Below are 12,109 nucleotides of genomic sequence, written 5' to 3' on the forward strand. Positions count from 1 at the left end.
CGGGCGGCCGCGCCGACCACCTCGGCGCCGCCGCCCCCGGGCCGCTCGTACGGATCTTGCCGGGCGCACGGCTCACAGCCGTGGGATCACCTCGGCGCCGTAGCTGTCGATGGTGCTGTCGATCGCGTCGTGCATCGCGTACACCGCGAACTGGTCGACGCCGAGCGAGCGCAGCTGGGCCAGGCGTTCGAGCTGGACCGCCGGCGGGCCGATCAGGCAGAAGCGGTCGACGATCTCGTCCGGCACGAAGGTGGTGTCCGGGTTGTCCGCCCGGCCGTGGTGGCTGTAGTCGTAGCCGTGCCGGTCCTTGATGTAGGCGGTCAGGGCCTCCGGCACCAGGTCCGAGTGCTCGCCGTAGTGGGTCACCAGGTCGGCCACGTGGTTGCCGACCATGCCGCCGAACCAGCGGCACTGCTCGCGGGCGTGCGCGAGCGCGGCGGGCGAGTCGTCCGCCGTCACGTAGGCGGGAGCCGCGACGCAGATCCGCACCGAGTCCGGGTCGCGGCCGGCCGCCGTGGCGGCCGAGCGCACCGCCTTGATCATGTACTCGGTCAGGTAGGGATCCGCCAACTGCAGGATGAAGCCGTCGGCCTGACGGCCGGTCAGCTCAAGGGCCTTGGGCCCGTAGGCACCCATCCAGACCGGCAGCGCGCCGTCCTTGACCCACGGCAGCCGCATCTCGGTGCCGTCCACCACGGCCGAACGCCCCTCGGCGAGCTCCTTGATCGCGTGCATCGCCTCGCTGAGCCGGGCCAGGGTGGCCGGGCGCCGACCGGCCACCCGCATCGCCGAGTCGCCGCGCCCGATGCCACAGACGGTCCGGTTGCCGAACATGTCGTTCAGCGTGGCGAAGAGCGAGGCGGTCACCTCCCAGGTCCGGGTGGAGGGGTTGGTGACCATCGATCCCACGGTCAGCCGCTCGGTGTGGCCGAGGATCTGACTGTAGATCACGAAGGGTTCCTGCCAGAGCACGCAGGAGTCGAAGGTCCAGCCATGGGTGAACCCGGCCGCCTCGGCGCGCTGCATCCGCTCGACCAGCAGTCGAGCCGGCGGGTCGGTCTGGAGGACGAGCCCGATGTCCATACAGGTCTCCGTTCGTCGGAACGTCATATCGGAACGTCACGGGGGTGGTCAGCTGAGGTACTGGCAGGTCCCTCGCCGCAGGAACCCGCCGTGCCCGGCGCGGCCGAGCCAACGCCCGTCCTCCAGCAGCACGTTGCCGCGCGACAGCACCAGCTCAACCCGGCCGGTCAGCCGGCGCCCCTCGTAGGCCGAGTAGTCGACGTTCATGTGGTGGGTGGTGGCCGAGATGGTCTGGGTCGCGCCGGGGTCGTAGACGACCACGTCGGCGTCGGCGCCCGGCGCGATGGTGCCCTTGCGCGGATAGAGGCCGAACATCCGGGCCGGCGCGGCACAGGCGATCTCGATCCAGCGGCGCCGCGAGATCCGTCCCTCCACCACCGCCTGATGCAGCAGGTCCATCCGGTTCTCCACGCCCGGCAGCCCGTTGGGGATCTTCGAGAAGTCGCCGCGCCCGAGCTCCTTCTGGCCCACGAAGCAGAACGGGCAGTGGTCGGTGGAGACCACCTGGAGGTCGTCGGTGCGCAGGCCCTTCCACAGTTCGGCCTGGTGCTCGCGCGGGCGCAGCGGGGTGGAGCAGACGTACTTGGCGCCCTCGAATCCTGGCCGGGCCAGGTCGTCGGTGGAGAGGAAGAGGTACTGCGGGCAGGTCTCGCCGAAGACCGGCAGGCCCTGGTCCCGGGCGGTGGCCAGCTCGGCCAGCGCCGAGGCGGCCGAGACGTGCACCACGTAGAGCGGCGAACCGGCCACCTGGGCGAGTTTGATCGCCCGGTGGGTGGCCTCGGCCTCCAGCAGCTCACGGCGCACCTCACCGTGGTAGCGCGGGTCGGTGTGCCCGGCGGCCAGCGCCTGCTCGACCAGCACGTCGATGGCGATCCCGTTCTCCGCGTGCATCATGATCAGCCCGCCGTTGCCGGCACAGCGCTGCATCGCCCGCAGGATCTTGCCGTCGTCGCTGTAGAAGACGCCGGGGTAGGCCATGAAGAGCTTGAAGGAGGTCGACTCGCCGCTCTCGGTGAGCAGGTCCAGTTCCTTCAGCACCTCCTCGGTGACGTCCGAGACGATGGTGTGGAAGGCGTAGTCGATCGCGCAGTTGCCCTCCGCCTTGGCGTGCCAGCTGTCCAGGCCCGCGCGCAGCGAGCCGCCCACCGGCTGGACGGCGAAGTCCACGATCGTGGTGGTGCCGCCCCAGGCGGCCGCCCGGGTACCGGTCTCGAAGGTGTCGGAGGCGCTGGTGCCGCCGAACGGCAGTTCCATGTGGGTGTGGGCGTCCACCCCGCCGGGGATGACGTACCGTCCGGTCGCGTCGATCACCCGGTCCGCGGTCCAGCCGGCCGCCACCTCGCTGCCGGTGCTGGCGAGCGCGACGATCCGCTGGTCCTCGATCAGCACGTCGGCCAGGAGTTCCTCGGCGGCGGTGATCACCAGGCCGCCCGTGATCAGGATGCGTGTCATGCCGGCTGCTCCTGTCCGGTCGGGTCCTGCTCCCGTTCGGCTGCCGCTCGCCGCAGTGCCTCGACGAGCAGGTCGGCGCCCTCGCGCGCCTCGGTCTGGGTCAACGACAGCGGCGGGGCGATCCGCAGCACATCACCGGCCCGACCGCCCTTGCCGATCAACAGGCCCAGGGCCCTGGCGTGTTCCAGGGTCGCGGTGGCCGCGGCGGCGTCCGGCAGCGCGACGCCCAGCATCAGGCCGCGGCCGCGCACCTCGCGCACGATCGGCAGCTCCAGCCGAGCGGCCTCCAGCCGGGCGCGCAGCAGGGCTCCCGTGTGCCGGGCGTTGGCCGGCAGGTCGTGGTCCAGCAGGTAGCGCAGGTTGGCGAGCGCGGCGGCGCAGGTGATCGGGCTGCCGCCGAAGGTGGAGATCGAGTTGGCGCCCAGGCTGTCCATCACCTCGGCGCGGGCCACCACCCCGCCCATCGACATCCCGTTGGCGATGCCCTTGGCGAACGTCAGGATGTCCGGCGGCCCCGCCTGACCGTGCGCCTGCCAGCCCCAGAAGTGGTCACCGGTACGGCCCCAACCGGTCTGCACCTCATCGCTGATCCAGAGGATCCCGCGCTGGTCCAGCACCTGTTTGAAGGCGGCCAGCAGCCCGTCCGGGCCATGGGTGAAACCGCCGACGCCCTGGATCGGCTCGGCGATCAGCGCCGCCACGGTGCCCTCGGCCTGACCGAGCATCTCCTGGAGGTCCGTCACGCAGGCCGCGATGAACTCGGCGTCGGTCAGCCGCGCGTACGGACCGCTGTCGCGCACCCCGCCGTGCACGTAGAGGGTCTGCAACGGGGAGAGGCTGGTGGGGGACCAGGCGGTGTTGCCCGTGATGCCGACGGTGGAGAAGGACCGCCCGTGGTAGCTGTTGCGCAGCGCCAGGATCTGGTTGGACCGGCGGTAGCTGGTGGCCAGCAGCAGCGCGGCGTCGTTGGCCTCGGTGCCCGAGGTGGTGAAGAAGACCTTGGCGTCCGGGATGCCGGACAGCGCGGCGATCTGCTCGGCCAGTTCCACCATCGCCGAGGAGAGGTAGAGCGTGGAGGTGTGCATGATCCGGCAGGCCTGCTCGGCCACCGCCTTGGTCACCTCGGGCAGGGCGTGGGCGGTCATGGTGGTGAGGATGCCGCCGAAGAAGTCCAGGTAGCGGTTGCCCTCGGAATCCCAGACGTGCCGGCCCTCGCCATGGGTCAGCTCGATCGGCTCCCGGTAGTAGGTGGCCAGCCAGGCGGGCAGCACCGCACGGTGGCGGGCCCGCAGCGTGTCGGTGGTGACGTCGGTGGTGGTCATCGGGTGGTGCCCTCCTCGGCTAGGGGTGTGGCGGGGCGCGGTGGCCGGGCCTCGGCGGACTCAGGCCTCGGTCAGCGGCCCGTACGCCTCCGGTCGGCGGTCGCGGTAGAACGCCCACTGCTGGCGCACCTCGTCGATCAGCCCCAGATCGAGGTCCCGGATCACCAGCTCCTCCTCCTTGTCGGAGGCGACCTCGCCGACGAACTGCCCGCGCGGGTCGACGAAGTACGAGCTCCCGTAGAAGTCGTTGTCGCCGTACTCCTCCACCCCGACCCGGTTGATCGCCGCCACGAAGTACTCGTTGGCGACCGCTGCGGCCGGCTGCTCCAACTGCCAGAGGTAGGCGGAGAGTCCTCGGCTGGTGGCCGAGGGGTTGTAGACGATCTGGGCCCCGGCCAGCCCGAGCGCCCGCCAGCCCTCGGGGAAGTGCCGGTCGTAGCAGATGTAGACGCCCACCTTGCCCACGGCGGTGTCGAAGACCGGCCAGCCGAGGTTGCCGGGCTTGAAGTAGTACTTCTCCCAGAACCCCTTGACCTGCGGAATGTGGTGCTTGCGGTACTTGCCGAGGTAGCTGCCGTCGGCGTCGATCACGGCGGCGGTGTTGTAGTACACGCCGCTCTGCTCCACCTCGTACACCGGCACGACCATGACCAGGTTCAGCTCGGCGGCCAGCTCGCGCATGCGGGTGACGGTGGGACCGTCCGGCACCGGTTCGGCCCAGCGGTAGTGCTCCGGATCCTGCACCTGGCAGAAGTACGGGGCGTTGAAGACCTCCTGGAATCCGATGACCCGCGCTCCCTGCGCGGCCGCCTCTCGGGCGTACCGCTCGTGGAGCTCCACCATCGAGGACTGCTCGCCGGTCCAGCGGGTCTGGACGAGGGCGGCGCGGACGATCTGGGACTGCGACATGGGAACCGCTCCTGAATCAGTTGAGGCTGACGGGACCTGGAGCTGTCGAGCCGGGGCGATGACGTGCCGACGTGCGATGACGTGCGAATGAGCGCTGACGTGCGAATGTGCGATGACCTGCCAACGATCCGGACGCCCCCGCGTCACTCCGGCGATCGGGTGACAGGCGACGGGTGGCGAGCGCGGGTCGGAGGAGGTAACGGCCTGCGACGGGTGTCCTTGCAGACTCCCCAGCGCGGTGCCGGCCGAACCCCGACAACCTGTCAGCTCTCGGCGGCGCTTCGGCCCGGGCCGGTGACACACCGCCAGTAGGCGGGCCGAAGGGTCGCCCCCGTCCGGTCGGCCGGGGGCGGAGCCGGAGTTCACCCGGGTGGACCAAGCGTGCGGCCGGGCCGGCGCCATCCGGGTGAGGACCGGCTGTCCGAGCGGCGCGTGCGGTGTCCCCGGTCACGGGGGCGGCGCCGCCGTCTCGTCCGCCCCGTTCCCGCAGGCGTTCGGCAGTGACGGGTGGCGCCCGATCAGCACCACGCCCAGCACCATGGCCAGCAGCCCGGCCGCCTCCCAGGCCAGCGCGCCGGGCGTGACCCGCAACTGGTCACCGAGGAACCCCACCGCGCAGACGATCCCGGCCAGCGGCTGGGCGGCGGTCAGCGCCGGGAGCGACATCCGCAGCGGCGCCACCTCGAAGGCGCTCTGCACCAGCAGCAGCCCGACGGCGCCGAGGGCGACCACCGCGTACGGCTCCCAGCGGTGCAGCACCGCCGCCACGCCGGCGGCGTCGATCCGGTTCGCGGTGGCACGGGTGAGCGAGTCCTGCAGCCCGTAGAGCAGTCCGGCGGCCAGCGCGAGGACGGTGGCCTCCTCGAAGAGCGGCAGCCGCCGCCCGAAGGACACCAGGAGCAGCGCGAGTCCGGCCACCACGCCGAAGACCAGCCAGTGCCGCAGTTCGCCCGCCGCCGCGCCGCCGCTGTGCGGATCGCCCGCCAGGATGAAGGCCGTCACCCCGAGACCCAGCAGCACCACCCCGCCCCAGCCCGACCGCCCCAGCCGCTGGCGGCTCAGCACGCTGGCCAGCGCCATCGCGAAGACGAGATTGGTGGTGAGCAGCGGCTCCACCAGGGAGACCTCGCCCAGGCCCAGCGCCCAGGCGCTGAGCACCAGGCCGATCACCATGGCCGTGAGCCCCGCGAGCCACTCGGGCACCTTGAGCAGGTCCAGCAGCAGCCGCCAGTGCAGCAGGTCGGAGCGTGGCGCACGCTGGGCGGCGTGCTGCTGGAGCACGAACCCGAGGCCCAGGCAGCAGGCGGCGCCGATCGCCAGGAAGAAGACCGCCACGCAGGATCACCCGGCCGTCGTGTGGTCCGACCGCGCCGCTCGGGCGCCCGAGCGGGGGCGGCCTGGCACGGTGTTCGATTCGCCGCCAGCGTACCTCCGCCCTCGCGGTACGCCGCCGACCGTGCGGCGGCACCCGCGTGTCGGCGCGGCGGCCGGCGGTGGGCCCGGGGCGGGGGCCGATAATGGAAGTGCTGGACCCATGACTCCATGACCCAAGGAGTTGGCGGACGGGAACGGGGGAGGAGGCAGCGATGATCATCCGGATGTGGGAGGCGCGGGTCGCGCCCAAGCTGATGACGGAGTTCTGCGCGGTGATCCAGTCGGAGATGCTGCCGGAGCTGGTCGGCCTCGACGGCTACCTCGGCGGCGAACTGCTGCGCTCGCTGCCCGGCAGCACGCACCGCGTCCTGGTGGTGACCAGATGGCGCGACGAGGAGGCGCTGCGGGCGTATGCCGGACCGATGTGGACGAAGCGCCCGGTCTGGTCGGAGAACGAGCTGACCTACCTTGAACACCCGCCGGAGGTCGCTCACTTCACGGTGCTCAGCACCCAGTGAGCACCGGCTGCGGGGCTCGGCGCGGGGTGGCAACGGGCGGATCGTAGGCTGATGGGATGACCGCCCCCGACGCTGCCCCTGGCGCTGAAGCCGCCGCTGCTCCCGCCCCGATTGTTCCGGTGCCGGTGCCGGTGCCGGTGCCCGTGCCCGTGCTCGGCGAGGAGTTCCTCGCCTTCTGGGCCGAGCGGCACCTCTGCACCCTCACCACCCTGCGGCCCGACGGCACACCGCACGTCGTTCCGGTCGGCGCCACCTATGACCCCGCCACCGGCATCGCCCGGGTGATCTCCAGCGCCGGCAGCCGCAAGGCGCGCAACGTCGCGGCGGCCGGGGAGCGGGGCGCCCGGGTGGCGCTGTGCCAGGTGGACGGCGGGCGGTGGGCGACCCTGGAGGGGGTCGCCGTGCTGCGCCGCGACCCGGATGCGGTGGCCGACGCCGAGGCCCGGTACGCGCTGCGCTACCGCACCCCGCGCCCGAACCCGGAGCGGGTGGTCATCGAGATCACGGTCACCCGGACCCTGGGGCGCGGGACCAGCCCGCGCCCGGCAGCGTCCTGACCGTCGGGACCGCCTTCCGCGCACCCTGACGGCCGCGCACCCGCCGCCGGCAGCTCAGCGGGCCGGGCCGGTGGCCGCCTGCCGCAGCGCCCGCAGCGCCTCGGGCTCGATGCCCAGGACCCGGGCCCGGACCAGCACCGGGTGCGCCCGCAGCGCCGCGCCGGCCCGGACGTACGTCTCCCAGCGACGGTCGAACTCGACCTGCTCACCGGCCGCCCAGGTGCAGCGCTGCACCGCCTGCGCGGGATCGGGAAAGGCCGCCCGCCGGCGGTCTCGCACGGCGAGCGCGTAGTCGCCGACCGCCCGGTCGGCGGCGAGCACGGCGTGCTGAAGGGCGATCAGATCGACGGGCATGGCGAGAGCCCCGGTCGGCGCGGTGAACACGGAGCCCACGTTAGGCGCCGTCCCTGACAATCGCTCGACTCGCGCTGGAGGCCGGCCCGAGCGGACCCGAGCGGATCCGAGTGCGCCGCCGCAGTCCGAACTGACTGTCAGTCGGGCCTGCCACACTCGCGCGCATGAAGGAACTTCCCCCGCAGAACCTCTCGCCCGCCTGGCCGAAGGCGCTCGACACCCGCAGCCCGCTGCCCAGGGTCGGCGACGAACGTGAGACGTTGACCGCCTTCCTGGACTGGCACCGCGCCACGTTCGAGCTCAAATGCGCCGGGCTGTCGGCGGACCAGTTGGCGGAGAAGAGCGTGGCGCCGTCCGGGCTGAGCCTGCACGGGATCGTCCGGCACCTGGCCGGGGTCGAGCGCTGGTGGTTCGCTCTGCAGTTCGCCGGCCTGGACCTGCCGCAGCTGTACTACTCCGACGACGACCCGGACCAGGATTTCGAGTTCACCGGCGGCGACCTGTCGCACGATCTCGCCGTCTGGCGGGCGGAGTGCCGGCGGTCCCGCGAGATCGTGGCCGCCGTCCCCTCACTGGACCAGCTCGCGGCCGCGCCGATGACCGGCGAGCCGATCTCGCTGCGCCGGATCCTGGTGGGCCACATCGCCGAGTACGCCCGGCACACCGGTCACGCCGACCTGCTGCGCGAACGGTTGGACGGCATGACCGGCTACTGACCGCGCCGACCCGCGCGGCGCGCCCCCGTCGCGCTCTCCCGGCTCACAGGCCGCTCGGCCAGGCGTAGTCGTGCGGCACGGTGACTCGGGCGTTCTCGGCGGCCGTCCCGTAGACCAGGGCGATCTCGTCGTGCGCGCCGAGGGTGATCGCCGCCGGGTCGCCGGTGACCGGCTTGCCGTTGACGTACGCGGTCAGCGTGTGGGTCGCGTCCGTCCCCGCGCCGCCGAGGTGGTCGGCGGCCAGTGAGACCTGCCACTCGGTCATGAACTGGCCGAGCGTGAAGCGCGCCTGGACCGGCGACTCGATGTGGATCACGCCGCTGGTGTCATGCGTGTGCAGCGGACTGATCTGCTGCGCGGCCTCGTCGATGCCGACCAGCGCGGGGACGGTCACCGCCTGGCCGTCCAGGTAGACGTCGAGGTGGGCGTGGATGTGCTCGGCGGTGCCCTCGGCACCGAGCATCGGCAGGCCCGCGGCCGCCACGGCGGCGGCCGGGTCGGCCGGAGCGGACCACGGCGGCGCGCTGGTGCGCCCGTCGGCCGTGGTGCGCGGCTGGGTGGGTATCGCGGGCGTCGTCGAGGACGCGGCGGCGGCCGACGAGCTGCTGCCCCCCGCGGTCACGGCGACCGCGGTCACGCCGCCCAGCACGGCCAGGCCGAGCAGTCCGGCCGCCGAGCGGACCAGCAGGCGCAGCTTGCGCTCGGCCCGCCGCTCCGCCTCACGGGCGGCGGCCGCCTTGGTCCGGCGGTCGTCGGGCGTGCCGGCCGGCTTGCGGGTGGCCTTGCGGGGCGTGCGGGTGGGCTTGGCAGCGGGGGTGCGGTGCGGCTGCTCGGCCATCGGCGGCGTCCTGTTCCTCGGTGGTCATTCAGCGTGATGTTTCGAATTTGAACTCAGATCGACGGTACCTCGCAGAGGAATGTGAACAAAAAGTGTGCGACAGCGAGGTCCGAAATCCGCCGGTCGGGCCTCCCGGGACACGGCAGAGTGGAGGGGTACACCACCCTCAGCGAGAAAGGTCAGCCGCCGTGACCAGCGATGCGACCAGCACTGTGAGCAGCACTGTCCACGCCACGATCGACAGCCCGCTCGGCGAGCTGCTGCTGGTCGGCGAGGAGTCCGCGAGCGCGCCCGGCGGGATCACGCTGCGCTCGTTGTCGGTCAGCGGGCAGCGCCGTGCCGTCACCGTCGAGCCCGGCTGGCGGGCCGATCCGGCCGCCTTCACGGAGATCGTGGCCCAGCTGCGCGCGTACTTCGCGGGGGATCTCAAGGAGTTCGCGGTCGAGCTGCACGCCGAGGGCACCGAGTTCCAGCGCCGGGTCTGGCAGGCGATCGACACCATCCCGTACGGCACCACCACCACCTACGGTCGGCTGGCCGAGCAGATCGGCGCGCCGCGTTCGGCGGTCCGCGCGGTTGGCACGGCGATCGGCGCCAACCCGCTGCTCATCATCCGCCCGTGCCACCGGATCATCGGTGCCAACGGCTCGCTCACCGGGTATGCCGCCGGGCTGGAGCGCAAGGAGTACCTGCTGGCTCACGAGGGTGCGCTGCCGAGCACCCTGGTCTGATCCGCGTCTGCCGGACCGTTGCCGCCGTGGCGGATGCCGGCGCTGCCGCGCCTCGCCCGGACCGCAGGGGTCGAGTGAGGCACGGCAGCACCGGGTGGGTCGGCCGGCCTTGGGCTACCACCAGTCGGTGCAGGTGATGGCCTGGTCAAGGGTCAGACCGCAGGCGCGGAAACGGTAGTTGGGGTCGGAGCTGGTGCCCTTGGACGGGGACGTCTTGGAGCTGTTGTCGCCGTGATCGACGGTGAACGGCCCGCACTGGAGCCAGGTGTGGCCGCCGTCGCGGGTCCAGTCCATCCAGACGCTCTCGCCGGAGCGGGTGGCGCCCTCGATCTTGGCGAACCCTCGGCCGCCCGCGGACTGGAGGCTGATGGTGTCGCCGTCGTGGGACGCGGAGCGCTGGACGGTGCCGGAGGCGGTGTCGGAGACGTCGACGAAGCCGTTGGCACCGCCGGCGCAGTCGGAGGCAGAGGCGGCGGCCGGGCCGGCGGGGGCGGCGATCAGCAGACCGGCGCCGAGGGCGAGGGCGGCGGTGACCGCCGCGGTGCGGAGCTTGGGCAGGTAGGACATGGCTTCTCCTCGAAGGGGTTCGAAGGGCTTCGAAAGGGTGAGGGACGGTCAGCAGGTGGGGACGGAGTCGAGCCAGGCCGGGCCCTGGAGGTAGATGTTGGAGATCCAGGCCTGGTAGTCGGGCAGGAAGGACCAGGCGTCGTTGGTGATGCCCTCGGCCGTGATGCTCTGCGCGTGCTCCTGGCAGGAGACGCGCACGGTGGTGGCGTCCGGGAAGGCGTAGACGCGAGGGCTGTCGGCGGACGGCTGGACGTGGGTCCAGACCCCGGTGCTCCAGGTCTGTTCGGTGATCCCGGTCACCGGGCCCGGGTTGATCCGGACGGCGCCGAAGTAGTCGCCGTCGAGCCGGGCGTCGCTGACCATGATGTGCGTGCCGGACTGGCGGGCCTCGACCATCTTGCCCGCGCCCAGGTAGATGGCGATGTGGTGGAGGTTGTCGGAGCTGCCGTAGGCGAGCAGGTCGCCGGGCAGTAGCGGGGCGCTGCCCTGGCCGGGAGTGAAGCGCTCGGCTGCGTGCAGGGTGTAGAACTGCTGGCCGGCGTCGCCGTTCAGCAGGTCCGTGCCGGTGGCCTGGGCGTAGGCGTACCGGACCAGGCCGGAGCAGTCGAAGCCCAGGCGTTCGTTGTCGTGGTCGCTGGCCGGGTCCACCCCGTCGGGGTGGCCGTAGGTCGCCCCGGGGTCCGGACCGTGGCCGCCGCCCCAGGTGTACCAGACGCCGAGCTGCCCGCAGGCCGCCCGGACGGCGCTCTCGGCCGTGGCCGAGGCACCCGTCGTGAGCGGTGCGCAGTCGCCGGTGTCGCGGGGCCCGGCCCGGCCGTCGGCGGCTCCGGCCCAGGCGGCGAGGGGCGGGCCGGCCAGCAGCAGGAGCAGGCAGGCGAGAGTGGTGAAGGCGGAGCGGAGCTTGGCGTTGATCGTGGCGGACATGGCGAGGCTCCCGGGTCAGGGGTGACTGAGGACAGGGCTGGGCCGAGGACAGTGGTCGATGAGGCCAGGGCACTGAGGGCAGGGCACTGAGGCCAGGGCACTGAGGGCAGGGGCACGGAGGGCAGCGGTCGCTGACGACAGGGGCCGCTGAGGACAGCACCCATTGCGGACACAGGTGACGGAGGTCCAGCAGATCGACGACCGCTGATGGTTGGTCAGTGCAGCGGCGGCGGCTGGTGATTCGAGAGTGCTGGTCGGCGCCCGGCGGTGTCCAGCGGGTAGCCGTCGCCCAATCGGCGGGAAACGGGAAACACCTTGGGAAACCCCTGCTGACCTGCGGTTCCCGGTGGGCTCAGCAGCCGGGTCGGTACGGCTGATCGGGGAGCAGCCGAGCCCACTGCTCGGCGCTGACCGTGCCCACCAGGCGGCAGATCTCGCGGCTGCGCTGCTGGGTGCTGGAGTTCCAGAGGCGGACCGTGCCGTCGCTGCCGCCGCTGGCCAGGGTCTGGCCGTCCGGGCTGAAGGCCACTGACCAGACGGCGTCGGTGTGGCCGGTCAGGGTGGCGGTGAGGGTGTGGTCGTGGGTGTCCCAGGTGCGGACGGTGCCGTCGTTGCCGGCGCTGGCCAGGGTCTGGCCGTCGGGGGCGAAGGCCACGGCGCGCACCGAGCCGGTGTGGCCGGTCAGGGTGGCGGTGAGGGTGTGGTCGTGGGTGTCCCAGGTGCGGACGGTGCCGTCGTTGCCGGCGCTGGCCAGGGTCTGGCCG

14 protein-coding genes are annotated in these 12,109 nt (G+C 72.4%); 4 read left to right on the forward strand and 10 right to left on the reverse strand.

From position 1 onward, the window contains the following. Positions 1 to 72 precede the first annotated feature (72 nt). The 5 genes from ABH937_RS11790 to ABH937_RS11810 form a co-directional block, all read right to left on the reverse strand. A complete protein-coding gene (locus ABH937_RS11790) occupies positions 73 to 1,083 on the reverse strand; it encodes a TIGR03842 family LLM class F420-dependent oxidoreductase (protein WP_280690855.1) in 1,011 nt (336 codons plus the stop codon). Positions 1,084 to 1,131: 48 nt separating this feature from the next. Next, the gene (gene hydA / locus ABH937_RS11795; RefSeq protein ID WP_370218164.1) at positions 1,132 to 2,535 is read right to left on the reverse strand and encodes a dihydropyrimidinase; all 1,404 of its coding nucleotides are present in this window, start codon (positions 2,533 to 2,535) and stop codon (positions 1,132 to 1,134) included. Next, the gene (locus ABH937_RS11800; RefSeq protein WP_370218165.1) at positions 2,532 to 3,857 is read right to left on the reverse strand and encodes an aspartate aminotransferase family protein; all 1,326 of its coding nucleotides are present in this window, start codon (positions 3,855 to 3,857) and stop codon (positions 2,532 to 2,534) included. Before ABH937_RS11800 ends, hydA begins: the two co-directional genes overlap by 4 nt. Before the next feature lie 60 nt (positions 3,858 to 3,917). Further along, positions 3,918 to 4,766 carry a nitrilase-related carbon-nitrogen hydrolase gene (locus ABH937_RS11805; protein WP_280690858.1) on the reverse strand — a complete coding sequence of 283 codons (849 nt, stop codon included), beginning with the start codon at positions 4,764 to 4,766 and terminating at the stop codon, positions 3,918 to 3,920. 447 nt (positions 4,767 to 5,213) lie between these two features. Then, positions 5,214 to 6,101 carry a DMT family transporter gene (locus ABH937_RS11810; protein ID WP_280690859.1) on the reverse strand — a complete coding sequence of 296 codons (888 nt, stop codon included), beginning with the start codon at positions 6,099 to 6,101 and terminating at the stop codon, positions 5,214 to 5,216. Between the two features lie 251 nt (positions 6,102 to 6,352). Between ABH937_RS11810 and ABH937_RS11815 the strand changes: the two genes are divergently transcribed. Then, positions 6,353 to 6,658, forward strand: coding sequence for an antibiotic biosynthesis monooxygenase (locus ABH937_RS11815; protein ID WP_280690860.1), 306 nt, complete (start codon positions 6,353 to 6,355; stop codon positions 6,656 to 6,658). 56 nt (positions 6,659 to 6,714) lie between these two features. After that, positions 6,715 to 7,215: a PPOX class F420-dependent oxidoreductase gene (locus tag ABH937_RS11820; RefSeq protein WP_280690861.1), complete on the forward strand. Its 501-nt coding sequence runs from the start codon at positions 6,715 to 6,717 to the stop codon at positions 7,213 to 7,215. 54 nt (positions 7,216 to 7,269) lie between these two features. Here ABH937_RS11820 and ABH937_RS11825 read toward each other — a convergent pair whose 3' ends face one another. After that, positions 7,270 to 7,599 (reverse strand): hypothetical protein, encoded by a 330-nt coding sequence (locus tag ABH937_RS11825; RefSeq protein WP_280690862.1) that lies wholly within the window; start codon positions 7,597 to 7,599, stop codon positions 7,270 to 7,272. A 134-nt stretch (positions 7,600 to 7,733) separates the two neighbouring features. Between ABH937_RS11825 and ABH937_RS11830 the strand changes: the two genes are divergently transcribed. After that, a complete protein-coding gene (locus ABH937_RS11830) occupies positions 7,734 to 8,285 on the forward strand; it encodes a DinB family protein (protein ID WP_280690863.1) in 552 nt (183 codons plus the stop codon). 43 nt (positions 8,286 to 8,328) lie between these two features. Here ABH937_RS11830 and ABH937_RS11835 read toward each other — a convergent pair whose 3' ends face one another. Next, a complete protein-coding gene (locus ABH937_RS11835; RefSeq protein ID WP_280690864.1) occupies positions 8,329 to 9,123 on the reverse strand; it encodes a hypothetical protein in 795 nt (264 codons plus the stop codon). 188 nt (positions 9,124 to 9,311) lie between these two features. Between ABH937_RS11835 and ABH937_RS11840 the strand changes: the two genes are divergently transcribed. Continuing rightward, positions 9,312 to 9,854 carry a methylated-DNA--[protein]-cysteine S-methyltransferase gene (locus tag ABH937_RS11840; protein ID WP_280690865.1) on the forward strand — a complete coding sequence of 181 codons (543 nt, stop codon included), beginning with the start codon at positions 9,312 to 9,314 and terminating at the stop codon, positions 9,852 to 9,854. Positions 9,855 to 9,968: 114 nt separating this feature from the next. Here the strand turns inward: ABH937_RS11840 and ABH937_RS11845 are convergent, their stop codons facing one another. The 3 genes from ABH937_RS11845 to ABH937_RS11855 all read right to left on the reverse strand — a co-directional run. Then, positions 9,969 to 10,421 (reverse strand): hypothetical protein, encoded by a 453-nt coding sequence (locus tag ABH937_RS11845; RefSeq protein WP_280690866.1) that lies wholly within the window; start codon positions 10,419 to 10,421, stop codon positions 9,969 to 9,971. A 48-nt stretch (positions 10,422 to 10,469) separates the two neighbouring features. Further along, positions 10,470 to 11,345, reverse strand: a complete 876-nt coding sequence (locus ABH937_RS11850) for a C40 family peptidase (protein WP_280690867.1) — start codon at positions 11,343 to 11,345, stop codon at positions 10,470 to 10,472. Positions 11,346 to 11,697: 352 nt separating this feature from the next. Continuing rightward, a partial coding sequence (locus tag ABH937_RS11855) for a WD40 repeat domain-containing protein (RefSeq protein ID WP_370218166.1) occupies positions 11,698 to 12,109 on the reverse strand: 412 nt, incomplete at its 5' end.

The sequence above is a fragment of the Kitasatospora sp. GAS1066B genome (genome assembly GCF_041262605.1).
Lineage (GTDB): Bacteria > Actinomycetota > Actinomycetes > Streptomycetales > Streptomycetaceae > Kitasatospora.